This window comes from Planococcus sp. TJ-201 (assembly GCF_058268495.1).
In genome coordinates this window covers 247,320-273,110 of record NZ_JBZDOG010000001.1, presented here as the reverse complement: position 1 = coordinate 273,110, position 25,791 = coordinate 247,320, and the positions used below count along the sequence as shown (strand labels likewise).

The window sequence follows — 25,791 nt, the reverse complement described above, 5'->3', positions numbered from 1 at the left end:
TGAGAGTTTATTCTTTGAGTCTTATAATTAACTATTTTTTTATCTACAAGCACAGCACATATTGATTGTGCTTTCTTTTTGTAGTTTTGAATCTATTGTGAAACCGTGAAAGGGAGTTAGAAAATGAAAAAGAAAGTATCGTTGATTACCACGGGTGGAACTATCGCCAGTAGAGAAATTTCCAATGGCTTACTGAAATCAGGTGCCATTTCCGGAAAGGAACTGGCTGAACTTTGCCAGTTGCCAGAAGAAATTGAAGTAAAAGTGATTGATGTTTTCCAATTGCCGAGTATGCACATCGGCTTCGAGCAAATGCTGACGGTTAGAGAAGCGATTCTTCAGGAATTACAGGATCCGGAAGTTGAGGGGGTTGTTGTAACTCACGGTACCGATACGTTAGAAGAAACAGCTTATTTTTTGGACCTGACAATTGATGACGACCGTACAATGGTCATCACAGGCTCACAGCGTTCTCCTGAAGAAGTTGGAACCGATGTTTATTCCAATCTGCGCAATTCAATTTACGTAGCAGTAGACCATAGTTTGAGAGGAATAGGGGCAGTTGTAGTCTTTAACGAACGGATTTACAGTGCCAAATACGTCAAGAAAGTCCATTCCAGCAACTTGCAAGGCTTTGATTCGTTCGGGCATGGCTATCTTGGTATTATCGACAATGACACGGTACGGGTTTACCAAAAACCTGTATTACATGAAGTACATACAGTTAAAGGCCCATTGCCGCGAGTGGATATCATAAAATGCCATTCTGGTCAAGATGGCTATTTGGTCGATATGCTGGTGTCGGGTCCTTCCAAAGGCATCGTACTGGAAGCGGCAGGCAGGGGGCAGGTTTCTCCACACATGGTTGATGCACTTGATCATGCTGTCAGAAAAGGAATTCCGGTCATCCTGACAACAAGTGCTGAAGAAGGCAACGCGTACCCTGCCTACAGCTACCCAGGAAGCGCACATGACCTGCTGACTCGCGGTGTTGTGCTCGGAAGTGACTATGACAGCAAAAAAGCACGCATCAAACTTTCGGTTTTATTGTCCACCGGTGAGTCTATCCAAGCGGATGCTTTTGAAAGATAAAAGCCGTTGCAGACTGCTTGGAAAAGCTGAAAATCATGCTGATAAACATGATACAATAACGGTAATCCAAACAAAGGGGTAGGCCGATGATTATTCTATTAACTGTAGCAATAGCCCCGAGTTTAGCGTTGTTTAGTTATTTGTATTTGCGTGACCAGTTTTCCAGCGAGCCATCTAAATTGCTATTTCAAAGCTTTTTGTATGGTGCAGCTTTAACATTCCCTATTCTCTTTGTTCAATATGTGTTTGATGCAGAGGGCGTCTTTACCAATAGCTTTGCACAGAATATATTATTTTCCAGCTTTGTGGAAGAGTTTTTTAAATGGCTGGTTCTGCTAATTGCCGTTTATCGCCATGTTGACTTTGAAGATCCTTACGATGGCATCCTTTATGGGGCAAGCGTGTCTTTGGGTTTCGCCACAGTCGAAAATATATTGTATTTGTTGGAGTTTGGCATGCAAACCGCTTTCATACGTGCATTCTTGCCAGTATCCAGCCATGCCTTATTTGGCGTTGTAATGGGCTATTATTTTGGCAAGGCGAAGTTTTCCAAAAGCAGTAAACGCTGGCGGTTGATTGGCTGGGCATTTGCCAGCTCAGTGATTCTCCATCTTGCTTACAACTCAAGTCTTTATGTTTACGATAATATTATGTATGGAGCTATTCCATTTATGTTATTTCTTTGGTGGTTCGGCCTACGGAAAGTAAAGCAGGCCCATCAACTTTCGCTGTCACATTACCATGACCACAATTCGTCGGCGCAATCAGGTGAATAAAACAAATACTCTGAGAAAAAGTCTTATACATTAAGACTTTTTTTGTTTAAAAAAATATAACCTATTAGATTTTCTGACGGAGTCGAGTCTTCAAAGACACTCCCGCTTTTCTTATGTTAAAATATGATGAATACATATGATGAGGTGACTATTTTGACGAAACCGATACAAATAGCGATCGATGGGCCAGCGGCTGCGGGCAAAAGCACAATAGCGAAGATCGTTGCAGAAAAACTGGGCTATGTATACATCGATACCGGTGCTATGTACCGAGCGATTACATTAAAAGCTTTAGCTGAAGGAATAAACATGGCCAGCAATGAAGAAGCGGGCCAGTTGCTATCGAAAACAGAAATCGACCTGCAGCCGTCTGAAAATGGCCAGCTGGTTTTCCTTGATAAAGAAAATGTGACAGAAGCGATCCGTTCTCAGCATGTTACCAAAGCTGTTTCAGAAATGGCGGCGCATGAACTGGTTCGGATCCGGATGGTTGAGCTGCAGCAGCAACTCGCTGAAGGACGCGGAGTGGTTATGGATGGCCGGGATATTGGAACTGACGTCCTGCCGGATGCTGCACTAAAAGTATTTATGTCCGCATCAGTCGAAGAACGTGCAAGAAGACGGTTCGAAGAAAATAAAAAAAGAGATATCCGAACGCCTCTTGAAGAACTTCAGGCTGAAATTTCCGAGCGGGACAAAATGGACAGTGAGCGTGTTGTTTCTCCGCTGCGTCAGGCAGAAGATGCGATTTATCTTGATACAACCGACTTAACGATTGATGAAGCTGCGAAGAGCATATTAAAACTGGCTGAAGAGAGGTTGCTGTAAAGTGAATTTATACGCGTTTGGAAAAGGACTAGTGAAAACAGTATTAAGCCCTTTATACCGCTTTGAAATAATCGGCGCTGAAAATTTTCCGAAAGAAGGCGGCATTCTGCTGTGTTCCAATCACATACACGCACTTGATCCACCGGTAGTAGGAATGACAGCCCCAAGAACCGTCCATTTCATGGCAAAAGAAGAATTGTTCAAGGCGCCAATTCTTGGGCCGCTCTTGCCGAAAGTAAATGCTTTTCCTGTAAAGCGGGGAATGAGTGACCGCGAAGCTCTTCGTACTGCATTGAAGATATTAAAAAGCGGAGAAGTTGTAGGGCTGTTTCCTGAAGGGACGCGGTCTACAGATGGTGTCTTGAAAAAAGGGCTCAGTGGCGCAGGATTCTTTGCGCTGCGGGGCAATGCAGATGTAATGCCTTGCGCCATCATTGGTCCTTATAAGACGTTTCGCAAAGTTAAAGTTGTTTATGGTGAACCCATCCGAATGGAGCCATTTCGCGAGCGAAAAGCGTCAGTAGATGAAGTGACAGAAGCCATTATGTCCAGTATCCAGAAAATTCTTGATGACTATGCGGTTAATAAGTGATAATTTTTGTTTTTATTAGAGAATTCGAATAAAATAGAAAGTGGATAGTTTGTGAAGGAGGGCTACTTATGTCAGAGGAAACGAATATGATGGAAAACCGTGACTTCCAAACAGGAGATCGCGTAATAGGGATAGTTGCCAAAATAGAAGAAAAAGCAGTAACCGTAACAATTGAAGGGGCGCCTTTTGATGGCATTATTCCCATCAGTGAGTTATCAAGCCTGCATATCGAAAAGGCATCAGATTCGGTTGAAGTCGGAGATGAATTGCATCTGATCATCACGAAAGTAGAAGATGAAAATTTCGTTTTATCCAAACGCAAAGTGGATGCCGAGCAAGCTTGGGATGAATTAGAGAAAAAATTCGAGTCAGGCGAGATTATCGAAGCAGAAGTTAAAGATGTCGTAAAAGGCGGATTAGTCGTCGATTTAGGCGTCCGCGGATTTGTTCCGGCTTCTTTAGTGGAAGATTATTTTGTAGAATCATTCGAAGATTACAAAGGAAAAACGCTAACATTTAAAATTGTTGAAATGGAAAAAGAAAATAATCGCTTGATTCTTTCTCATCGAGCGGTTATTGAAAAAGAAAAAGAATCTCAAAAAGTTCAAGTCATGGAAAAAATTCATGCTGGAGACGAGATGAAAGGCAAAGTACAACGCATTGCGTCTTTCGGAGCTTTTGTTGATATCGGTGGTGTGGATGGTTTGGTCCACATTTCTCAGCTGTCGCATGAACACGTAGAAAAGGTCTCTGACGTTGTAACGGAAGGCCAAGAAGTGACAGTGAAAGTACTGTCTGTTGACCGGGATTCCGAACGGATTTCCTTATCCATTAAAGACACACTTCCTGGACCATGGGACTCTATAGATGAGAAGGCGCCAAAAGGTTCTGTTCATACAGGAACGGTCAAGCGTCTGGTCAGCTACGGTGCATTTGTGGAAGTCTTGCCGGGAGTGGAAGGACTCGTCCATATTTCTCAAATTGCGCATAAGCATATCGGAACCCCAAATGAAGTATTGACTGAAGGCGAAGAAGTTCAAGTAAAAGTTCTTGAAGTCAATAAAACCGATAAGCGTCTGTCACTTAGCATCAAAGAGCTGCAGGAAAAAGAAGGCGATCAGGATTTCTCGAAATACGATATGCCTGAAGAGTCTACTGGATTCTCAATCAGTGATGTAATTGGCGATAAACTAAAAGGGTTTAAGTCCGAATAAGATGTCGAGAGCTGAACGTAAAATGGATCATATACAATTTGCTTTATCGACAGGACAGAGCAGAAAGAACATGTTTGATGATATTCGGTTGGTCCATCAGGCCTTGCCGGATTCTGCAGTTTCCGACATCAGCATAAAACCAAAAACAGGTGATTTGAACTTGAAATCACCTGTTTTTATTAATGCCATGACCGGCGGCGGCGGCCGAGACACCGAGCAATTAAATGGATTGTTAGCACGGGTTTCGAAAGAGACGGGAGCGGCAATGGCCGTCGGGTCGCAGATGGCCGCGCTGAAAGACCGCAATGAGCGACAATCTTACGCGATTGTCAGAAAAGAAAACCCCAATGGCATTTTGCTGGCCAATCTTGGCAGTGAGGCAACAATCCAGCAGGCTCAGGAGGCGGTCGAGATGATCGAAGCCAATGCGCTGCAAATCCACTTGAACGTGGTGCAGGAGTTGACTATGCCTGAAGGTGATCGTGATTTTCGTGGAGCACTGGACCGCATACAGGCGATTGCAGAAGAGCTTACAGTGCCTGTGATCATTAAAGAAACGGGTTTTGGCGTGTCGCGTGAAGCTGCAGGGAAACTTAGCCGTACCGGAATTTCTGCAATAGATGTCAGTGGCTTTGGCGGGACGAATTTTGCCTTAATTGAAAATGAACGCCGCAGACGCAAGCTGGCGTATTTTGAAGATTGGGGCATTCCGACAGCAGCTGCAATTGTGGAAGTGAAGAGTGTTTTTGGCAAAACGGTTCTCGCTTCAGGCGGCATCCAGGATGCCCAGGACATGATCAAAGCATTTTTATTGGGTGCTGATGCAGTTGGCCTGGCTGGATCGTTTTTGAAAACAGCGATGCAGGATGGCGAAAAACAGCTAATCACTGATATTAATGGGCTTTATGAAGATCTTGCGATGATGATGACTGCGTTGGGAGCTAAAAATTTAGCAGATCTGCAGAAATGTCCTGCGGTCATTTCCGGAGAGTTGGCGCAATATCTTACTGCAAGAGGCTACAATCCGGCATCTTACGCAAATCTTAAGAAAAACTGAATATTGCACATTTTAGGGGGATGGACATTTAACAGATGCCATCGCCTTTTTCGTGTATAATAGGCATATCAGAAGTGGAAGGATGAATTTAACTATGTCAAAACCGGTAGTAGCAATAGTTGGCCGGCCGAACGTTGGTAAGTCCACGATATTCAATCGCGTGGTAGGAGAACGGGTTTCTATAGTGGAAGATATTCCAGGAGTGACTCGTGACCGTATTTACAGTTCTGCAGATTGGCTGACACATGAATTTAACATTATTGATACAGGAGGCATCGATCTTCGAGACGAGCCATTCCTCGAACAAATTCGCCAGCAAGCAGAAATTGCTATGGACGAAGCGGATGTCATCATATTCCTTGTGAACGGACGTGATGGTGTCACAGCGCAAGATGAACAAGTAGCGAAGATCTTGTATCGCGCAAAAAAACCGGTTATTTTAGCCGTCAACAAAATCGATAATCCCGATATGCGCCACATGATTTATGATTTTTATACACTTGGAATGGGTGAACCTTTCCCACTTTCAGGATCACATGGTCTAGGATTAGGGGATCTATTGGATGAAGTAGCCAAAAACTTCCCGAAAGATGACGAAGAAGAATACCCAGATGATGTGATCAAGTTCTCATTGATTGGCCGCCCGAATGTCGGTAAATCTTCTTTGGTCAACTCATTTCTGGGTGAAGAAAGAGTTATTGTTAGTGAAGTGGCCGGAACAACACGTGACGCTATAGATACTCAATATGAATACAACGAACAGCCTTATGTCATTATTGATACGGCCGGTATGCGTAAAAAAGGGAAAGTCTATGAAACAACTGAGAAGTACAGTGTTTTGCGTGCATTGCGTGCGATTGAACGCTCGGATGTTGTTTTAGTAGTCTTGAATGCAGAAGAAGGCATCCAGGAACAAGACAAAAAAATCGCCGGCTATGCTCATGAAGCTGGAAAAGCAGTCATCATTATCGTCAATAAATGGGACGCCATCGAAAAAGATGAAAAAACAATGAATGTTATGACGCGAAAAATTCGTGAGCATTTCTTATTTTTGGATTATGCACCGATTATGTTTGTTTCCGCGATCAGCGGCAAACGAGTCCACAGCATTTTAGAAATTGTCAATAAAGTGAACGACAACCATTCAAGACGCATCCAATCAAGTACCCTGAACGAAGTCATTGAAGATGCAGTTGCTATGAATCCTGCGCCGTCTGATAAAGGCCGCCGTTTGCGCCTTTATTATGCAACGCAGGTGGCAATCAAGCCTCCGACATTTGTGGTCTTTGTCAATGAACCGGACTTGATGCACTTTAGCTACGAACGTTTCTTGCAAAATCGGATTCGTGAAAGCTTCGATTTCGAAGGAACTCCTCTTCGTTTGATTACAAGAGCTCGTACTTAAGGTAAAAGGTGGTTTCAGCTTATGGAAAAAGTATCTGTTTTTGGAGCAGGGAGCTGGGGAACAGCATTGAGCTATGTCCTCGCTCAAAATGGTCACGATTTATTGCTTTGGACACATCGCCAGGAACAGGCGGATGAAATCAATCAACATACAAACAAGCGCTATTTGAAAGATACCCGGCTGCCAGAAAGCCTGAAAGCAACCAGCGATTTGGCTCAGGCAGTTCATCACGGAGACATTTTTGTATTGGCAGTTCCAACAAAAGCCATCCGTGAAGTTTGTCAGGACATCAAAAAAATTCTGAATCGAAAAATTTTGTTTGTCCATGTTTCAAAAGGCATTGAACCAGACTCTTTAAAGCGAATCAGTGAAATGATTCGTGAAGAGATACCAGAACAATGGATTGAAGACGTTGTTGTGTTGTCAGGGCCAAGCCATGCGGAAGAAGTGGTGCAAGAGCACCCTACGACTGTTACAGCAGCTTGTGAGAATACCGCAGCGGCTAACCGGATCCAAGATTTGTTCATGAACCACTATTTCCGTGTTTACACGAACACGGATGTGATTGGTGTTGAAATTGGCGGCGCTTTGAAAAATATTATTGCGTTGGCAGTTGGGATAACGGATGGTTTAGGGTTTGGAGATAATGCCAAAGCTGCTATCATGACGCGCGGCCTGGCAGAAATTGCACGGCTCGGTGTGAAGATGGGAGCGACTCCTTTAACTTTCTCTGGGTTGACCGGAGTGGGCGATTTAATCGTCACTTGTACGAGCGTTCATTCGCGCAATTGGCGTGCAGGAAACATGCTCGGCAAAGGAAAGTCTCTGGACGAAGTACTGGAAGAAATGGGCATGGTTGTCGAAGGCATCCGAACTACAAAAGCGGCTTATCAGTTATCGCATGCATACAATGTTCCTATGCCAATAACAGCTGCACTTTATTCGGTTCTATTCGATGAGGTATCCACCGACGAAGCAGTTGAAAAGCTGATGGGACGCATGAAAAAGAATGAGATGGAAGATTTGATTAACTTACTTTAATTGTCACAAAAGAAGAGGGTGCTACAAGCTGCCTCTTCTTTTTTTATGCTATACTATTGACTGAAACACTATGAAAGGCGGGCAATTATGAGTGCTTTAGATAAAATGTGGGTATCATTTGCTGGAATTGCTTTTTTGATGATTTCAATGGGCTTTATCTACTTAAGCAGATACAAACTGAACAATGGCATCCTTAAATTTCTTTTTGCGTTAGTTGCATATATTTTGCTGATTCTTGGATTCTTTATCATGGTATTCACAGTATTCAGCGGCCCTACCGGCGGCGCATGAGGTGAGAAAAATGAAAAAAACAACATTAGCTGCATTGCTTCTCCTCGTTGTGGGATTTTTGGCTTCATGCGGATATCCACAAAGTGAGAGAGCCGAAAATCAAGTTCCCTACGAAGATCAATTGATTACTGTCCAAAATGCGGTCAATCAGTACAGAGGTGCAACTGGTGGGTTATTGCCGATAAAGACAAGGGATATGGAAGTTGATCAATACATCAAGTATCCAATTGATTTTTCGCTAATTGTTCCTACTTACACCGCAGAAGTGCCTACCAATGCATTTGAGACAGGCGGTATTTTTCAATATGTCTTAATGGACGTTGAGGAAAGCCCCACTGTAAAACTGGTCGATTTGCAAGCAGCAGAAGCCATCAGATCTGTCAATGTCCGCAAAAGTGCAAACGGAGGGCAGGCGCCAATTTCTGAAATCCTAGCAGATAACGTTTACAAGTTTAACCACGAAGCTATGGGATTTTCTGAAGAGCCAACAGTTGTCAGTCCCTATAGTGGCCGGAATTTGCCAATGGTGATTACGGGCAGTGGAGATGTCTATATCGATTATGCTATGGACCTTTATTCAGCTTTACAGGAGTATGAAGGTGAGTTAGAAGCTGGACAGGATATTCGATTTATTCTTTATGAAGATCATCCTGTCGTCCCAGCATATTCACTGCCGTACACAATAAATGAAGAAAACGAACCGATCTTTTTAGCAGAGTAAAAACATTGAGATAGCGCGTTTTTAATAGAAATGTCCCCTTTTTAGAAAATTTTGTTAGTATTTGGTGGTTTTATTGAAAAAGCGGGCTGTTTGTTGTTGCTATGCGATTTTCGTTGTGATACTCTTTTTACAGGATTGATGGTTGCATCCCCTTTGAGAGGAGGTGAATAGCATGAACAAAACAGAATTAGTGAACTCTGTTGCTGAAGCAGCTGAACTTTCTCGTAAAGACGCTGCCAAAGCAGTTGACGCTGCATTTGAGACGATTCAAGACGCTCTAACTAAAGGTGAAAAAGTACAGTTGATCGGTTTCGGTAACTTTGAAGTACGCGAACGCGCGGCCCGCAAAGGACGTAACCCACAAACTGGCGCTGAAATTGAGATCGCTGCAAGCAAAGTTCCTGCATTTAAGCCAGGTAAAGCGCTTAAAGACGCAGTGAAGTAAGCTTTAGCCTCTGTACATAGGATGACTTTTGCGAGACACAATCTTGCAAAAGTCATTCTTTTTTTGAGTCAACAATTTTGCGAAACACCTGTGCGTATGCTACGATTCATGTGAGAAAAGCGGAGGCGGCCGTTCTGCTCCGACAGGCATAAGACGATTTGGCGAAGCAGTGTGACTGAAAATCTACGTGCATTACATAAAACGTAAAATGAAAATTACCGGCAGCCATCCTGCTGCCAAAAAAATAACCGATTCGTCTTCAACAGGAGGAAACAGAATGATAGATGTAAAAACGCAAAAAGTAGACCTTGATAAAATTGAAAAAGCTGTCTCGATGATTTTAGAGGCGGTTGGGGAAGACGTAAACCGAGAAGGACTGAAGGATACGCCTAAAAGGGTAGCTAAGATGTATGCAGAAGTATTTTCCGGGTTGAAAGAAGATCCCAAAGAATATTTCAAAACCGTTTTTCATGAAGGACACGAAGAATTGGTGCTCGTCAAAGATATTCCTTTCTACTCGATGTGTGAACATCACCTCGTTCCATTTTTCGGCAAGGCGCATATCGCCTATATTCCGCGTGACGGGATCGTAACCGGATTAAGCAAGTTGGCGCGTGCTGTTGAAACGGTCGCAAAACGTCCGCAGCTTCAGGAGCGGATTACTTCAACAATTGCAGATTCACTTATGGAGACCTTAAATCCGCATGGAGTTTACGTAATGATTGAAGCGGAGCATATGTGCATGACAATGAGAGGAATCAAGAAACCTGGTTCCAAAACAGTGACAGCTGTTTCCCGTGGAATTCTTGAAACAGACGATATCAAACGTTCGGAAGTCATCACATATATCAATATGAACTAATACGGAAAAGCAGGTGGGAAAATGGCTCAGACAGAATATATTGTAATCCGTGCACAAGAAGACGGCGTGAACGTAATTGGATTAACACGAGGAAACGACACAAAATTTCACCATACTGAAAAATTAGACAAAGGCGAAGTGATGATTGCTCAGTTTACGGAGCACACTTCAGCTATGAAAATTCGCGGGAAAGCGGAAATTCATTCTGCCCACGGTATCGTTGAAAGCGACGCTAAAAAATAAACGATATTGGATGAAGGCAAGGCTTTGCCTGTGATATACTATAGTAGTATGGCTAAATCATGAATGGAGCAAGCAGTATGAAGGGACATCAAATACAATCAAAAATTAATGCTTTGGAAGTCGAGATATTGACTGCTGTACAGCAGCGGACTCTCGATCAATTTACAGAAGGCCCGTCCGTCAAAGAGTCTCGTTTGTTTTTTTTGCTATTGCCTTTTTTCGACGGGAAAAATTGGTCAGCTGAAATTGAATCTTCTGCAAAAACGGTGTCCATTGTCTATGCTGCTTTGCATGCCCATGACCAAGTCAGAGAAGACGTTCCCATCATCAAAGAGCAACAGCTGACGGTGCTAGCAGGGGACCTCTACAGCGGAATTTACTATCAGATGTTAGTCAACTCTAAAAACATTTCCATGGTCCAGCAATTGGCATCTGCTATTATCCAAGTGAGCGAAAAGAAAACTTCTTTTTTTGAAAAAACAATGCGCTCCGAGAACGAGATCGAAGAAGCCATAACGGTCATTGAAACTGAACTTTTATTAACATTTTATAGATTTTATAATTTTTCTGAATATACGCAGCTTGCAAAACAGACATTGCTTTATTTACGTTACGCTGAAGAGCTGAAGCTACTGCAGTCAAAAAAGTATACACATTTTTTGCGTGAACTGAATGGCAATCTTGTTCACGAAATTTACACAGAACATTGGTTGCTGGAAAAACTGGATAGCCTGCATGGGCAAATTTTAACGGCTATAGCCGACTGTTCACTTGATTACGAATTGACACAATTCTTGCTTCATCAAATAACCCCGCACCAGCATAGAGCTGAGCAGCTGACCCGAGAAGGATGACTGATATGCCTAAAACGAAAGAACAAAAAGTCCACGAAGTATTTGAAAAAATTTCTGAGAACTACGACCAAATGAATTCGGTCATTAGTTTCCAGCAGCACAACAAATGGCGTGAAGATACGATGTATAAAATGCAGGTTCCAAAAGGGGCAGCGGCTATCGACGTTTGTTGCGGAACTGCCGACTGGACCATCGCACTCGGTGAAGCCGTTGGGGAAACAGGCCGGGTTGTCGGGCTTGATTTTAGCCAGAACATGCTAAACGTTGGACATGAAAAAACCAAAGATATACCGCAAATTGAGCTAATCCGAGGAAATGCCATGGCTTTGCCTTATCCCGATAATTCTTTCGACTTTGCGACAATCGGTTTTGGATTACGCAACGTACCGGATTACCGCCAAGCGCTTTCTGAGATGCACCGTGTCCTTAAGCCAGGTGGGATGATCGCTTGCCTCGAAACGTCACAACCTGAAAATATTGTTTTCAAGCCATTTTTTAGACTGTATTTTCGATTCATTATGCCGGTATTCGGTAAACTATTCGCTAAAAGCTACAAAGAGTATTCATGGCTGCAGGAATCGGCTAAATCTTTCCCCGGCATGAAACAATTGGCGAAGCTGTTCACAGAAGTCGGTTTTGAAAAAGTGAAATACAAGCCCTACACAGGAGGCGCCGCAGCCCTCCACCTAGGAATCAAAAAAGTAAACTAGCGGGAGAAGGATTTAAAGTGGAAAAGATGAAGTTGAAATTGCTCTATTCCGACCTTAGACCGGAACTGGAAATGATCGAGAAGGAATTGGAACAGGCAGTGGATTCCGAATCTCTGCTTTTAAATGATGCGTCTCTTCATTTATTGCAGGCCGGAGGGAAACGAATCCGACCTGTTTTTGTTTTGCTTGCAGGGAAGTTTGGCGATTACAATATCGATGTCATGAAACGTGTGGCTGTGCCGCTTGAGCTGATTCATATGGCTTCACTGGTCCACGATGATGTAATTGACGATTCGGAAATCCGAAGAGGCCAGCCAACTGTCAAAGCGCAATGGAACAACAGCGTGGCAATGTACACAGGTGATTTTATTTTAGCGCGTGCGTTGGAGCAAATTACTGAAATTGAATCTCCACGGGTTCACGAGATCCTGTCAAAAACATTGATTGAAGTTTGTCGCGGTGAAATTATTCAAATCAAAGACAAATACAAGCTCGACCAAAACTTGCGCGATTATTTCCGGCGCATCAAACGGAAGACAGCGTTGTTGATTTCTTCAAGCTGTGAACTAGGTGCACTTGTTTCCGGTACGGATGAAAAGACAGCTGCACATTTGCGCCGTTTTGGCTATTTCATCGGCATGTCTTTTCAAATTATCGATGACATCCTTGATTTCACTTCTACAGATGAAGAGTTAGGGAAACCTGCAGGCAGCGATTTTATTCAGGGAAATATTACCTTACCCATTCTATGTGCACGGAAAGATCCTGAAATCTACGCTATGCTGCAAGCAAATTTGAATAGAGATTTGTCCAATGAAGAGCGATTGCGCGTTGTTCGGACCATACGAAACAGTTCGGCTATTGAAGAAGCGAAAGCGATGAGTGAGCGCTACTTGGAAAAAGCTTTGCGAGAACTTTCTTTCTTGCCGAAAGGACAAGCCGTGAAAACAATGCGCAAAATTGCATTCTTTATTGGCAAGCGCAATTTTTAAGTTGGCGGTTGACAAATGGTTCGACAATGATAGTATTTTTTAGTGTGGGCAAAAAGCCCGAGCTTTTAATAGAGGAGTGTTTACATTGGAAAAAACATTTTTAATGGTTAAGCCAGATGGCGTTCAACGCAACGTAATTGGAGAAATCGTCGCACGTTTTGAAAAAAAAGGATATCATTTAGCAGGTGCTAAATTGATGCAGATTCCTACTGAATTGGCTGAAGAGCATTACGGCGAGCACAAAGAGCGCCCATTCTTCGGTGAATTGGTTGAATTCATCACTTCAGGTCCTGTATTCGCAATGGTTTGGGAAGGCGAAAACGTTATTTTGACTGCACGTCAAATGATGGGCGCTACAAACCCTAAAGATGCAGCTCCAGGAACGATCCGCGGCGACTTCGCCGTTACTGTCGGCAAAAACATGATTCACGGATCAGATTCTGCTGAAAGTGCAGAACGTGAAATCGGCCTTTTCTTTAAAGAAGAAGAATTGGTATCATACGAAAAAACAATGAACAGCTGGGTTAACTAATCCCTGTTATCGAAAAAGCCGTCCCAAATTTGGGGCGGTTTTTTTATTGGAAGCAAAAACTTTAAAAACAGGCTCATTTTCAATTGATTGAAGTTTCACTTTATGTCACTTTCTTATAGAATTGAAGAAATGCCTTATGGTATAGTGGTACATAAATACTTTAGCACGTTGAAGGGAGAAAGTGTAAATGCGTTATTTAACAGCAGGAGAATCACACGGTCCACAATTAACTGCCATCATAGAGGGGTTGCCGGCACAGCTGCCTTTGACGGCAGACCTGGTTAATAAAGAACTAAAAAGACGCCAAGGCGGACATGGCCGTGGAAGACGGATGCAGATTGAAAAAGATACGGTAGAGATCGTTTCTGGCGTTCGGCATGGCAAGACATTAGGTTCTCCTGTCGCTTTGGTCGTCACAAATGACGATTGGAAACACTGGACTTCTATTATGGGAATTGAACCGATCGAAGATACAGAAGAGGTGAAACGCCAAATTTCGCGTCCACGACCTGGACATGCCGACTTAAACGGTGGCATGAAATATGGTCACCGGGATCTGAGAAACGTCTTAGAGCGGTCTTCAGCGCGCGAAACAACAGTGCGTGTGGCCGTTGGCGCAGTGGCCAAGCAATTGCTTGCAGAACTCGGCATTAAAATTGTTTCACATGTGACCGAAATTGGCGGAATTAAAGTAAACCCAGAGAGCTACCTTGGGAAAACCGCAGACGAGATCCGTGAAATTGTAGAAAACGATGCGGTTTATTGCGCAGATCCTTCCGTTACCAAGCAGATGACGGATTTAATCGACCAAACTAAGAAAAATGGTGATTCTATCGGTGGGACAGTGGAAGTGATTGTAGAAGGCATGCCAGCAGGAATTGGCAGCTATGTCCATTACGACCGGAAACTGGACGCCAAACTGGCAGCGGCGATTATGAGCATCAATGCCTTTAAAGGTGTGGAATTTGGTTTAGGATTTGAAATGGCCAGAAAACCCGGCAGTGAGGTTCATGATGAAATTCTGTGGGACGAAGAAAATGGCTATACACGCAAAAGCAATAACTTGGGTGGATTTGAAGGTGGTATGACGACTGGGATGCCGATTATCGTCAGAGGTGTTATGAAGCCGATTCCTACTTTGTACAAGCCGCTACAAAGTATTGATATCGAAACGAAAGAGGCGTTCCAGGCAAGCATCGAGCGTTCTGACAGCTGTGCGGTTCCAGCTGCGTCGATTGTGGCTGAGCATGTAGTGGCGTGGGAAGTGGCGAATGCTTTGCTTGACCAATTTGAAGCAGACCAAATGCCGCGCTTAGCAGAAAACTTGAAGAACTACAAGAACTACACGAAGGAGTTTTAAGCATGAAACAATTGCGAGTCGAAGCTGATCGTCCTTATTCAGTTCATATCGGTGTGGGTGCGTTTGCTTTGTTTGCTGATGAGTACCGCCCTTTGCTGGAGAAAGCAGACCGCATTGTCGTTATTGCAGATGAGCAAGTAGCACAACTTCACTTGCCATACTTATTGGAATTTTTAACAGAATGGGACGTCCGTGTATGGACGGTTCCTGCCGGAGAAAGCGCAAAATCTGTGGAGACCTATATGGCTTGCCACAGCTTTTTGCTATCCGAAAACTGCTCTAGAGATTCTCTACTATTGGCTTTTGGGGGTGGGGCTACTGGAGACGTCGCAGGGTTTGTTGCTTCAACTTTTATGCGGGGGATTCCATTTATTCAGTTGCCAACTACGATTTTAGCCCACGACAGTGCAGTTGGGGGCAAAACAGCCATCAACCACGAGTTGGGCAAAAATATGATCGGTACTTTTTACCAACCAGAAGCAGTTTTATATGACAGCAAGCTGCTTGCCACTTTGCCGCCGGGAGAAGTTCGTTCTGGTATGGCTGAAGTGATCAAACATGCGTTTATTTCCAACCAAGAATGGTTGGAGGAATTGCTAGCCATTCGTGATTTCAATGACATGACAGAAGAGGATTTGAACCGGCATTTGGAAAAAGGCATTGCTGTAAAAGCAGCGATCGTTGAAGAAGATGAGTTTGAAGGCGGTGTCCGAAAGTACTTAAACTTTGGACATACATTGGCACATGCGCTGGAAGGCCATCTTGGCTATGGCAAACTTACGCATGGAGAAGCTGTTGTTTTAGGTATGGCATACGCCTTGCTGTTATCGGATCATGCTAAACTGAACAAATTTATAGAGTGGTCAGGTGTCAACGGTTACCCCCTCCATTTGCTGCGGGAAATCCAATTTGAAGATTTGTTGCCCTATATGAAAAAAGACAAAAAATCTTCCAGAGGTGTGTTGAACTTTGTGCTGCTTGAAAAGACAGGCATGCCGTTTGTTGAAAAAATAGAAGAGCAGCGTGCACAAGCAGCTTATGAAAAACTCGTCTTACAGATAGGAGAGGTGATTTGATGATACGTGGAGTCAGAGGTGCCATTACAGTTTCTGCCGATCAGCCAGAAGAAGTACTAAAAGAAACAGCCCGGCTAGTTTTAGAAATGGCCAAGGAAAATAACATTGAGCCGGACCAAGTTGCTTCTGTCATCATCTCAACGACGACAGACATTTCGTCAGCATTTCCTGCAAAAGCGGTTCGAACTATTGAGGAATGGACCTATGTCCCGGTTATGTGTACGCATGAAATGGACGTCCCTGGCGGCATGCCGTTGTGCATCCGTGTCATGATGCACGTCAATACAGAACTTGGCCAGAAAGAAATTCATCACATTTATTTGAATGAAGCCATAAAATTGCGTCCCGATTTGGCCGCTAAAAGCCAGGTGAGTTCGAAGTGACGACCCATATTTTAATCATTGGATTGGGCTTGATTGGCGGTTCATTAGCAAAAGCTCTTCAACGCAATCCGGATGTTCATGTGGCAGGGTATGATGCCGATCCATCAACTGCCAGAAAAGCGTTTAAAATGGGCATTATACATAGTTCTCCGCCATCACTTGAACAAGCCGCATCCGAAGCAAATATCATCGTCTTTGCTACGCCAGTTGGTGCTACAATTAAGCTGATGGAACAAAGCAAATACTGGAGTCTCAAAGACGATGTCATCCTGACAGATACGGGCAGCACGAAATTGCAGATTATGGAAGCGGCAAAAGGACTCAACCATTTGTTTATCGGGGGACATCCAATGGCCGGTTCACATAAAAGCGGCATCGAGGCAGCGAAAGAAGTCTTATTTGAAAATGCTTTTTATATTTTAACGCCCGGTGATAATACGGATAAAAAACGTCTTCAGTTTTTGAAGGAATTATTGGTGGTTACAAAAGCAAAAGTGGAAGTCCTACAGGCAGAAGAACACGATCACATGACTGCTGTTGTTAGCCATTTTCCTCATTTGATTGCGGCCTCACTTGTTCACCAACTGGACCAAGAAGATAAATTTCCGTTTGCCCGGCAATTGGCAGCCGGCGGATTTCGCGATACAACGCGCATTGCTTCAGCCAATCCGGAAATGTGGCGGGATATCACAACGCAAAACAATGCCATGATTGTCCAGCAACTTGGCAACTGGATGGAGCAGATGGAGCAGCTGAAAGATATGCTTGTGAAAAATGAACCAGAGCCAATTGAGCAGTTTTTTGCACATGCCAAAACGGTGCGGGACGAACTTCCAATCGCTGGACGTGGGGCAATGTTTTCTGTTTTTGACCTTTACATTGATATACCAGATGTTCCTGGCAGCATTTCAGAACTGACGGGCTATTTGGCAGAAGAAGAAATCAGCATCGTCAACATTCGCATATTGGAAACGCGAGAGGATGTTTTCGGTATACTTGTCATCAGCTTCCAGACAGCAGAAGACCGCAACCGTGCCCAAAAATGCATCTCCGCACGGACAGTTTACGATTCGTATATTTCCTGAAAGGACGGATAAGCCCATGGCATTATCGCTAAGCTATAAAAAACCAACCTTAAAAGGCAGCATTCAAGTGCCTGGAGACAAATCAATATCTCATCGAGCCATCATGTTCGGATCAATGGCAACAGGTACAACGACGGTTGAAGGCTTTTTAATGGGGGATGACTGCCTAAGCACCATCTCATGCTTTAGAAAACTTGGTGTAGAAATCGACATCGCAGACAACTTGGTGACCATCCAGAGTGAAGGCGAAGATTCTTGGCTGGAGCCTTCAGAAGTGTTAGATACTGGCAACTCAGGAACGACAACACGTCTGATGCTTGGCTTAATGGCTGGAACCAGTTTTCATTCCGTATTGGCAGGTGATGAGTCGATAGCCAAACGGCCAATGAAGCGCATCATTAATCCGCTTCGTGAAATGGGCGCAGACATTCGTGGGCGTATGGATGGACAATATACGCCTTTGGCAGTTCAAGGAACAGCACTTAAAGCAATTGACTATACACTGCCAGTTGCCAGTGCTCAAGTGAAATCTGCCATTTTATTGGCTGCATTAAAAGCGGACGGCAAAACAATCATTCATGAGCCAATCGCTTCGCGCGATCATACGGAAATCATGTTGGAACATTTCGGTGCGACAATTGCGCGGGAAGATCACTTGATCAAGCTTGAAGGCGGTCAAAAGCTGACGGCTGCACATGTTCAGGTGCCAGGTGATATATCGTCCGCTGCATTTATGATCGGTGCTGCTTTGATAACCGATAACAGCAAAGTGACTTTAAAAAATGTCGGCATCAATCCGACTCGGACAGGCATTTTGGATGTCGTCGAGCAAATGGGTGGCCGTGTTGAAATAGAAGAAATTGATACACAAGGAGAACGTTCAGCCGATCTGACTGTCACTTCGAGTGCGTTACAAGGAATTGAGATTGGTGGAGATCTTATTCCACGTTTGATCGACGAAATTCCACTAATCGCCCTCATTGCGACTCAAGCAGAGGGCACAACTGTGATCAAAGACGCTGAAGAGCTGCGAGTCAAGGAAACCGACCGCATTGCTGCAGTCGTCAAGGAATTGTCGAAAATGGGTGCAAACATCGAAGCAACAGAAGACGGCATGGTTATTCACGGGCCAACACCTTTAACAGGTGCTCAAATGACTTCTTACGGTGATCACCGTCTTGGCATGATGGCTGCGATCGGAGCTTTAGCGGCTAACGGAGAAGTTGTCATCGATGATCCCGGCTGCATCTCAATTTCCTATCCAAACTTCTTTGAACAATTGAATTTACTGACAAATTGACTCTCCTGCTGGGGAGTTTTTTTATTATGACAAAAGGAATCTTTCGTGTAGGATGAGAGTAAGAACGTGAAAGAAAAGGTGATGGGATGGCTAATATACAAGAGATACAAAAAGCAGTTGAACAAGGAGATCCGAATCTCCTGAATACATTATTGGAAAGCTATTTGCTGCAGGGAGATCCTGATGAACAGTATGGGTTATCGGAATGGCTAGCAGAAATCGGCTTTGTGGAAGAGGCCATTAAAGTGCTGGAGCATTTGCAGTATATTTTTCCGGAAGAAGCGCAGCTGATTATCGATCGGGCTAATTTGCTGATTGATGCCGACCGGGAAGATGACGCGTTGAACGCGTTAATGGAAGTGCCTAAAGACGACGAGTTATATGCACAGGCGCTTGTTACACTGGCAGACTTGTTCCAGCTGCAGGGCTTGCTTGAAGCAGCTGAGAACCGCTTGAACGAAGCGATTGAACTAATGCCGGATGAGCCGCTTTTGCAGCAAGCGAAAGCGGAACTGCTATTGGATTCCGGCCGTTATTTGGAATCGGCCAAGATTTATCAAGAGCTTGAAGCCCAACAGGTCGTCATTGAAGGCGTCAACATTTCTGAACGGCTGGCAGAGGTTTACAGTGCTGGAGCTGCATATGAAGAAGCATTGCCTTATTACGAGAAAGCGCTCGAAGATTTGGCCACGCCGGATGTGTTGTTTGGCGCAGCATTTGCCGCTTTTCAGACACGCCAATACGAAATGGCTGTCCGCCGGTTGGATGAATTGATTCGGGTCGATGCGGATTATTTTTCTGCTTACCTATTGAAGGCGCAAAGCCTGAACATGTCGGAAGACTATGAAGCCGCTTATCAAGCAATAAGCGAAGGTATCGCTAGAGACGAATTTGATAAAGAATTATACTTGTTCGCTGGCAAACTGGCCATGAAACTTGGCAAAGCACAAGAGGGTGTAGGCCATTTACGCCAGGCCATCGCATTGGACCCGGAATACATGGAGGCCATTTATACGCTGGTATCGTATTTCCATGCAGAAGAACAGGATGAAGACGTGTTGGAACTTGCTGCAATGGTAATTGAAAGCGGGGATGATTGGGCTGGTCTATACCCAATGATTGCAGAAGCCTACGAACGATCTGAAAATTATCAACAAGCTACTGCCTATTACGAAAAAGCTTATCCATCTTTTAAAGATGACTCCGCATTTCTTAAAAAATACGCCTTATTTTTAATTGAAGAAGGAAAACGAGCAGCTGCCCTCGAAATTATTAAAGAGTTGCAGGCATTAGAGCCTGAAAATCCTGAGTGGTTTGACTGGCAGCAATCGTTTGAATGAGAGGAGGAAAACTCATGACCGCTTCAGTTTCTATTGGTGAAAAAAAGCAATTTGTCCGTTGGTTTCTGCAATCGTACAAGATGAAAAGACGTGAATGCATTTGGATTCTTAATTACATGTTGAGCAACGAAGACCTGCTTGAAAAAACCCATTTTGTTGAAGAAGCACATTATTGTCCGCGTGCCATGGTCATGTCCTCTACCGAGTCGAAAGAAATACCTTTTCGATTTTATAAAGGAAATTTAATGACAGCAGATGCAGAAAAGTCGTTTCACGATTTGCGGCTGAACCCCGACGACGATTTGTATGTTCAATTGAACTTTCCGAGCATTCCGCCGCCAGCGCTCTACTTATCAGTGTTGGAAGAAAACCCGTATATGCCTAAAAATGCTTCAGTCAACGAACAGGATCGCTTAATTGCTGAGAAAATTCTTGAAGAAAGCATGTTGACCTTCCAAGAAGAAACAATTTACAAGCAAATTGATGAGGCATTGGACGCCAATGATCGTGAACGGTTTTTCAAACTGTCCGCGATGCTTCAAGCGTTTAAAACTTTCAAAAAAACGGAGAGTGAGTAAATCTTATGTACTTTGTTGGAAAAGAGATGGATCAGTATATAAAGCAGCAGGATTATGTGGATACAGCAGTAGTGCCGTTGCTTCAGTTGGATTTAAGTGCCAACGGAATGAAACCAAGTGCTGGGGCTTCGGAATACTTGCAAACTTTAACTGCATTATTGGAAAAGCAATTTAAAGGGCGGATACTTTTGCTTCCGCCCGTTTCTTATGCCAAAATAGCGAATCGGCAGCGAATTGCGGATGAACTATCAGAAGAACTGCAACAGACAGAGTTCAAGCATGTGTTTTATTTGACGACCGATTCTGAATGGCGAACCATTGACAGCCTGAAAAATGTTTTATGGCTACCTGCAATTCCCATCGAAGATATGGACCAATCCTTTAAGAAATCGGTCATGGAAGATCAGTTGAGACAAGTATTGCCGCTATTTACGAAAGAATGGTCACATCATTCATGAAATGTTCACAAACTCTGTGAATACGCTGATTGCGATATTGACCTAAAGATTTGATTGATATATCATTAGGTTGTCCTAGTAATTATATTTGAATGAGTATGTCCATTGGACTGACCTTGAATGTTAGAGGGGGGAAAAGGATGAGTAATAATCGTGTATCACGACGTCAATTTTTAGGCTACACATTAACAGGTGTAGGCGGCTTTATGGCAGCAGGAATGTTGATGCCTATGGTTCGTTTTGCGGTAGACCCGATACTTCAGCAACATGAAGGCGGAGATTTCGTTTTAACTGATCAAGCTGTAGCTGATATCACTGAAGAACCAGTACGTGTTGACTTTTCATACGAACAAACGGATGCATGGTACGTATCTGAAGTGACAAATTCAGCTTGGGTGTATAAAGAAGGCGATAAGTTAATCGCGCTTTCACCTGTGTGCAAACATTTAGGATGTACAGTGAACTGGGCCGGAGATCCAGAAAATCCGACACAATTCTTCTGTCCATGCCACGCAGGCCGTTATGAAAAAAACGGACAGAATATTCCAGGAACACCACCGCTTGGGCCACTGGATGAGTACGAAGTACGAGACCAGGATGGCTTTGTTGCTATCGGTGCAGTAAGAGAAAACACATTAGTTTAATAGTTAGGGGGTACGACACCAGTGCTAAACAAGTTATATGATTGGGTTGATGAGCGATTAGACATCACGCCTATCTGGCGTGACATTGCTGACCATGAAGTACCTGAGCACGTAAACCCCGCACACCACTTTTCAGCATTTGTTTATTGTTTTGGAGGACTTACATTTTTCATTACAGTGATTCAGATCTTATCCGGTATGTTCTTAACAATGTATTATGTACCAGATATTGAAAATGCTTGGCAGTCGGTTTATTATCTTCAAAACGAAGTTGCTTTTGGAGAAATTGTGCGTGGGATGCACCACTGGGGAGCTTCTCTTGTAGTTGTTATGATTTTCCTTCATACACTGCGAGTATTCTTTACGGGTTCTTACAAGAAACCTCGTGAACTGAACTGGGTCGTTGGCGTTTTGCTATTCGGCGTTATCCTTGGATTAAGTTTCACAGGCTACTTGTTGCCATGGGATATGAAAGCCCTATTTGCTACAAAAGTTGGGATTGAAATTGCAGCATCTGTACCTGTGATAGGGGAAACAATCAAAATTCTGCTTGCCGGGGATTCAACAATTCTAGGTGCACAGACTTTGACACGATTCTTTGCTATCCACGTCTTCTTCTTGCCTGCAGCTTTGCTTGGGTTGCTAGCTGCTCACTTTATCATGATCAGAAGACAAGGTATTTCAGGACCGCTATAATTTAGTCCGCAACACGGATTTATTAAGGAGGGAACACTATGCATCGCGGAAAAGGGATGAAATTTGTAGGAGATTCGCGTGTTCCAGGTATGGAATTCCGTAAGCCGAATGTTCCTAAAGATTACTCCGAATACCCTGGTAAAACAGAAGCTTTCTGGCCAAACTTCCTTTTGAAAGAATGGATGATTGGTTCAGTCTTCTTGATTGGATATTTGCTTTTGACTGTTGCTCATCCGTCGCCTCTTGAAGGCCAGGCTGATCCGACTGATACAGCATATATTCCTTTGCCTGACTGGTATTTCTTGTTCTTATACCAATTACTGAAATATGAATTTGCTTCCGGACCATTTAACGTCGTGGGTGCCATCATTATGCCGGGTCTAGCTTTCGGTGCACTGATGTTGGCTCCATTCTTAGACCGCGGACCGGAAAGACGTCCTTCGAAACGTCCATTGCCGACAGGATTTATGCTTCTTGCTGTGGCTTCTATCATATTCCTTACATGGGAATCGGTAGCAAATCATGACTGGGAAGCTGCTGAAGCGCAAGGACAAATTACGGAAGAAGTTGAAATTGATACAACTGATCCTGGATATGAAATTTACTCTGCTTCAGCATGTATCAGTTGTCACGGTGATAACCTTGAAGGGGCAGTTGGTCCAACGCTTGTTGGCACTGGCTTGTCACCAGAAGAGATCGCTGAAATTGCTGTCAACGGTATCGAAGCAGATGGAGCGCAAACCATGCCTCCTTCATTTGAAGTCGGTGTTGACGGATCAGAAGAAGATCTGCAAGTTCTAGCTGAATTTATTTCAGGCCTTGAAGCTGAATAATAAAAAGTAAAAAGAGCCGGGAAACCGGCTCTTTTTTTCTACCCTGAAAGGAAGATCATCATGCAATCTTTCGCAATTAAAATTTCCGCCTGGCTGATGTACCGGCCATTTTTAATTTTATTGTTTTTTGTCAACTTGGGTGGAACAATATATGGATACATATGGTATGGCTGGCAATTGGCAATAACGGAGCCGATCTTTTTAATCTTTGTTCCCGACAGCCCAACCGCAAGTCTGTTTTTCACCATCGTTCTAGGGTTGTGGATTTTTGGCAAACGGAATCGATTAATTGAAGCTTTGGCTTTTGTGACTTTGATCAAATATGGTTTGTGGGCAGTTGTAATGAACTTGCTGACGCTTTGGGAAACCGGTTCGATTGGTTTGATTGGCTGGATGTTGATTGGTTCTCATTTCGCTATGGCACTTCAAGCGGTTCTCTATATAGAACATTATCGCTTTGGTTGGATTTCGGTAGCCTTAACTGCCGTCTGGACTTTGCACAATGATGTCATCGATTATGTCTTTGGGCAAATGCCAATTTACAGTACCTTAAGTGAGTACAGCAGCCAAATCGGCTACTTTACATTCTGGCTGTCCATAATCTGTGTCAGTTTCGCCTTTTTTGTGGCTCATCTGAACCGATCGCAATCCGTTTCGGTTGACCATAATTGACTAAGCCAAGTAAAATAAGAGTATAAAGCAAAGGAGAGGTGTTGATTTACACATGGGTTTTGGTGGCTATATCATATATTTTATCTTGTTGCTGATCATCCCGATTTGGGCTCAATTTAAATTAAAACGAACATACAAAAAGTACTCGAAAGTTCGCTCTACTTCCGGCCACACAGGGGCGCAAGTAGCACGCACCATTTTGGATGCCAACAATCTTCAGGATGTTAAAGTCGTAGAGAGCCGCGGTATGCTCAGCGACCACTACAATCCGATGACCAAAGTTGTGGCACTCAGCAGCCATAACTATCATGAAGCTTCTGTTGCTGGAACAGCAGTCGCAGCTCACGAAGTTGGACATGCGATACAGGATGCGGAAGACTATTCGTTTTTGCGCCTTCGCCATCGTTTGGTGCCAATCGTAAATATTTCATCGAATATGTCATGGGTATTTATCATGATTGGGTTCTTTTCCGCTTGGAGTGGGGCACTGTTGATCGGGATTATCCTGTTGGCAGCCGGTGTGGTTTTCCAATTGGTCACATTGCCAGTGGAGTTCAATGCTTCTAACCGGGCAATGGATCAATTGCTGTCGCACAACATCATTCGAAACGATGAAGAACGCCATGCTAAAAAAGTATTAAGTGCAGCCGCGATGACGTATGTCGCAGCTACTGCAGTTGCAGTTCTTGAACTGGGACGATTGATCTTGATTTACACAAGCATGAACCGTTCATAAAAAACGGCCCCGTAAAAGGGCCGTTTTTTCTATGTCCATATTTGGAAAGCTTTTCAGTACGAGATCACCCAATCGGCCTTTTTTCTTCATCAAGAGTAAATCCTTCGCCCATCACGTCATGGACTTCCATTAAGGAAACAAAGGCGTGGGGATCAACGGAATTGATGATGCTTTTCAATCGGACAATTTCATTTCTCGCGACCACACAGTACAGGACTTCACGTTCTTCTTTTGTGAAATGTCCATAACCGCGCAGAATGGTAATGCCTCGATCCATTTCGACAGCGATCCGGCTGGCGATTTCTTCTTGTGAATTTGAAATGATCAATGCCCCGCGTCCTGCATAAGCACCTTCCTGAACAAAATCAATGACACGAGCTCCCACAAATACGGCTACTAGTGTATACATCATGGAACGGTGGTCGAGAAATGTCAGCCAAGACAGCATAATAACGGCTGCATCAAACAGAAACATTGTCTTTCCCATGCTCCAGCCAATGTATTTTTGCGCCAGACGCGCAAGAATATCAACTCCACCTGTAGTCCCGCCAAAACGAAAAATAATGCCAAGGCCTACTCCAACAAAAACGCCAGCAAATAAAGCTGCCAAAAAAAGATCGTCCTGCAAGTTAATTTGAATCTCATAGACCAGAAAAATCTTCAGAAATACAGAAACCGCAACTGTTCCGATAATGGTATAAAAAAACACTTTTCTGCCCAACAGTTTCCAGCCAACGAAAAATAACGGAATGTTTAAGAGCAGGTTCATCAATGCCGGATCCCAATGGAATAAAAAATACAAAATCAACGTAATTCCGGCAAATCCGCCTTCACCCAATTCATTTTGGATATTAAAGTGAACAAAGCCAAAACTATAAATGGCCGCACCTAACAAGATAAAAAATATGTTTTTTATTTTCAGTTCTTTCAATTTGCTAAGCTCCTTTCGTAAATAATTCCTTTTGTATTATCGTT

General features: G+C 43.6%; 31 protein-coding genes. 30 read left to right on the top strand and 1 reads right to left on the bottom strand.

Annotated features, from left to right (window positions below; genetic code table 11):
* The first annotated feature begins 123 nt into the window (after positions 1-123).
* From AC4EG4_RS01500 to AC4EG4_RS01355, 30 genes are all read left to right on the top strand, one after another.
* Positions 124-1,092, top strand: coding sequence for an asparaginase (locus AC4EG4_RS01500; protein ID WP_490986738.1), 969 nt, complete (start codon positions 124-126; stop codon positions 1,090-1,092).
* Between the two features lie 86 nt (positions 1,093-1,178).
* Positions 1,179-1,868: a glutamic-type intramembrane protease PrsW gene (prsW, locus tag AC4EG4_RS01495; RefSeq protein ID WP_490978050.1), complete on the top strand. Its 690-nt coding sequence runs from the start codon at positions 1,179-1,181 to the stop codon at positions 1,866-1,868.
* A gap of 153 nt (positions 1,869-2,021) precedes the next feature.
* Positions 2,022-2,696: a (d)CMP kinase gene (gene cmk / locus AC4EG4_RS01490; RefSeq protein ID WP_490978051.1), complete on the top strand. Its 675-nt coding sequence runs from the start codon at positions 2,022-2,024 to the stop codon at positions 2,694-2,696.
* A gap of 1 nt (position 2,697) precedes the next feature.
* Positions 2,698-3,288, top strand: a complete 591-nt coding sequence (locus tag AC4EG4_RS01485) for a lysophospholipid acyltransferase family protein (protein WP_490978052.1) — start codon at positions 2,698-2,700, stop codon at positions 3,286-3,288.
* A 68-nt stretch (positions 3,289-3,356) separates the two neighbouring features.
* Entirely contained in the window at positions 3,357-4,502 is a 1,146-nt protein-coding gene (rpsA, locus tag AC4EG4_RS01480; protein WP_490978053.1) for a 30S ribosomal protein S1, read from the top strand.
* 22 nt (positions 4,503-4,524) lie between these two features.
* On the top strand, positions 4,525-5,559 hold the full coding sequence (gene fni / locus AC4EG4_RS01475) for a type 2 isopentenyl-diphosphate Delta-isomerase (RefSeq protein WP_490986737.1): 1,035 nt from the start codon (positions 4,525-4,527) through the stop codon (positions 5,557-5,559).
* A gap of 94 nt (positions 5,560-5,653) precedes the next feature.
* Entirely contained in the window at positions 5,654-6,964 is a 1,311-nt protein-coding gene (der, locus tag AC4EG4_RS01470) for a ribosome biogenesis GTPase Der (RefSeq protein ID WP_490978936.1), read from the top strand.
* Positions 6,965-6,985: 21 nt separating this feature from the next.
* Positions 6,986-8,005 carry an NAD(P)H-dependent glycerol-3-phosphate dehydrogenase gene (locus AC4EG4_RS01465; RefSeq protein WP_490986736.1) on the top strand — a complete coding sequence of 340 codons (1,020 nt, stop codon included), beginning with the start codon at positions 6,986-6,988 and terminating at the stop codon, positions 8,003-8,005.
* A gap of 87 nt (positions 8,006-8,092) precedes the next feature.
* Entirely contained in the window at positions 8,093-8,296 is a 204-nt protein-coding gene (locus tag AC4EG4_RS01460) for a DUF2768 domain-containing protein (RefSeq protein WP_490978056.1), read from the top strand.
* Between the two features lie 10 nt (positions 8,297-8,306).
* The gene (locus tag AC4EG4_RS01455; RefSeq protein WP_490978057.1) at positions 8,307-9,017 is read left to right on the top strand and encodes a YphF family lipoprotein; all 711 of its coding nucleotides are present in this window, start codon (positions 8,307-8,309) and stop codon (positions 9,015-9,017) included.
* Between the two features lie 172 nt (positions 9,018-9,189).
* Complete coding sequence (locus tag AC4EG4_RS01450) at positions 9,190-9,462, top strand: HU family DNA-binding protein (protein ID WP_006829858.1); 273 nt, start codon at positions 9,190-9,192, stop codon at positions 9,460-9,462.
* A 277-nt stretch (positions 9,463-9,739) separates the two neighbouring features.
* Entirely contained in the window at positions 9,740-10,324 is a 585-nt protein-coding gene (folE, locus tag AC4EG4_RS01445) for a GTP cyclohydrolase I FolE (protein ID WP_490986735.1), read from the top strand.
* Between the two features lie 21 nt (positions 10,325-10,345).
* Positions 10,346-10,567, top strand: coding sequence for a trp RNA-binding attenuation protein MtrB (gene mtrB, locus AC4EG4_RS01440; RefSeq protein ID WP_142826459.1), 222 nt, complete (start codon positions 10,346-10,348; stop codon positions 10,565-10,567).
* A 77-nt stretch (positions 10,568-10,644) separates the two neighbouring features.
* On the top strand, positions 10,645-11,421 hold the full coding sequence (locus AC4EG4_RS01435) for a heptaprenyl diphosphate synthase component 1 (protein WP_490978059.1): 777 nt from the start codon (positions 10,645-10,647) through the stop codon (positions 11,419-11,421).
* A gap of 5 nt (positions 11,422-11,426) precedes the next feature.
* Complete coding sequence (locus tag AC4EG4_RS01430; protein ID WP_490978060.1) at positions 11,427-12,131, top strand: demethylmenaquinone methyltransferase; 705 nt, start codon at positions 11,427-11,429, stop codon at positions 12,129-12,131.
* 17 nt (positions 12,132-12,148) lie between these two features.
* Complete coding sequence (gene hepT, locus AC4EG4_RS01425; RefSeq protein ID WP_490978061.1) at positions 12,149-13,123, top strand: heptaprenyl diphosphate synthase component II; 975 nt, start codon at positions 12,149-12,151, stop codon at positions 13,121-13,123.
* 85 nt (positions 13,124-13,208) lie between these two features.
* Entirely contained in the window at positions 13,209-13,655 is a 447-nt protein-coding gene (gene ndk / locus AC4EG4_RS01420; protein ID WP_008431013.1) for a nucleoside-diphosphate kinase, read from the top strand.
* 187 nt (positions 13,656-13,842) lie between these two features.
* The gene (gene aroC / locus AC4EG4_RS01415; RefSeq protein WP_490978062.1) at positions 13,843-15,015 is read left to right on the top strand and encodes a chorismate synthase; all 1,173 of its coding nucleotides are present in this window, start codon (positions 13,843-13,845) and stop codon (positions 15,013-15,015) included.
* 2 nt (positions 15,016-15,017) lie between these two features.
* Positions 15,018-16,091 (top strand): 3-dehydroquinate synthase, encoded by a 1,074-nt coding sequence (gene aroB / locus AC4EG4_RS01410; RefSeq protein WP_490986734.1) that lies wholly within the window; start codon positions 15,018-15,020, stop codon positions 16,089-16,091.
* Positions 16,091-16,474, top strand: coding sequence for a chorismate mutase (gene aroH, locus AC4EG4_RS01405; RefSeq protein WP_490978937.1), 384 nt, complete (start codon positions 16,091-16,093; stop codon positions 16,472-16,474). The genes aroB and aroH overlap by 1 nt, the downstream gene beginning before the upstream one ends.
* On the top strand, positions 16,471-17,559 hold the full coding sequence (locus AC4EG4_RS01400) for a prephenate dehydrogenase (protein ID WP_490986733.1): 1,089 nt from the start codon (positions 16,471-16,473) through the stop codon (positions 17,557-17,559). The genes aroH and AC4EG4_RS01400 overlap by 4 nt, the downstream gene beginning before the upstream one ends.
* Positions 17,560-17,575: 16 nt before the next feature.
* Positions 17,576-18,859 carry a 3-phosphoshikimate 1-carboxyvinyltransferase gene (aroA, locus tag AC4EG4_RS01395; protein ID WP_490986732.1) on the top strand — a complete coding sequence of 428 codons (1,284 nt, stop codon included), beginning with the start codon at positions 17,576-17,578 and terminating at the stop codon, positions 18,857-18,859.
* Between the two features lie 86 nt (positions 18,860-18,945).
* Positions 18,946-20,199: a tetratricopeptide repeat protein gene (locus tag AC4EG4_RS01390; RefSeq protein ID WP_490986731.1), complete on the top strand. Its 1,254-nt coding sequence runs from the start codon at positions 18,946-18,948 to the stop codon at positions 20,197-20,199.
* A 14-nt stretch (positions 20,200-20,213) separates the two neighbouring features.
* The gene (locus AC4EG4_RS01385) at positions 20,214-20,777 is read left to right on the top strand and encodes a ReoY family proteolytic degradation factor (RefSeq protein WP_490986730.1); all 564 of its coding nucleotides are present in this window, start codon (positions 20,214-20,216) and stop codon (positions 20,775-20,777) included.
* Between the two features lie 5 nt (positions 20,778-20,782).
* Positions 20,783-21,235, top strand: a complete 453-nt coding sequence (locus AC4EG4_RS01380) for a DUF2487 family protein (protein WP_490986729.1) — start codon at positions 20,783-20,785, stop codon at positions 21,233-21,235.
* Positions 21,236-21,375: 140 nt separating this feature from the next.
* A complete protein-coding gene (locus AC4EG4_RS01375) occupies positions 21,376-21,879 on the top strand; it encodes a Rieske (2Fe-2S) protein (RefSeq protein ID WP_490978069.1) in 504 nt (167 codons plus the stop codon).
* Positions 21,880-21,900: 21 nt separating this feature from the next.
* The gene (gene qcrB / locus AC4EG4_RS01370; protein ID WP_142826446.1) at positions 21,901-22,575 is read left to right on the top strand and encodes a menaquinol-cytochrome c reductase cytochrome b subunit; all 675 of its coding nucleotides are present in this window, start codon (positions 21,901-21,903) and stop codon (positions 22,573-22,575) included.
* Positions 22,576-22,613: 38 nt separating this feature from the next.
* Entirely contained in the window at positions 22,614-23,408 is a 795-nt protein-coding gene (locus tag AC4EG4_RS01365; RefSeq protein ID WP_490978070.1) for a c-type cytochrome, read from the top strand.
* A 60-nt stretch (positions 23,409-23,468) separates the two neighbouring features.
* The gene (gene lhaT, locus AC4EG4_RS01360; RefSeq protein ID WP_490978071.1) at positions 23,469-24,080 is read left to right on the top strand and encodes a lipoprotein heptaprenylglyceryl N-acetyltransferase LhaT; all 612 of its coding nucleotides are present in this window, start codon (positions 23,469-23,471) and stop codon (positions 24,078-24,080) included.
* A gap of 52 nt (positions 24,081-24,132) precedes the next feature.
* Positions 24,133-24,816, top strand: a complete 684-nt coding sequence (locus tag AC4EG4_RS01355) for a zinc metallopeptidase (protein WP_490978072.1) — start codon at positions 24,133-24,135, stop codon at positions 24,814-24,816.
* A gap of 64 nt (positions 24,817-24,880) precedes the next feature.
* Here the strand turns inward: AC4EG4_RS01355 and AC4EG4_RS01350 are convergent, their stop codons facing one another.
* Entirely contained in the window at positions 24,881-25,747 is an 867-nt protein-coding gene (locus AC4EG4_RS01350) for a YitT family protein (protein ID WP_490978073.1), read from the bottom strand.
* Positions 25,748-25,791: the final 44 nt, after the last annotated feature.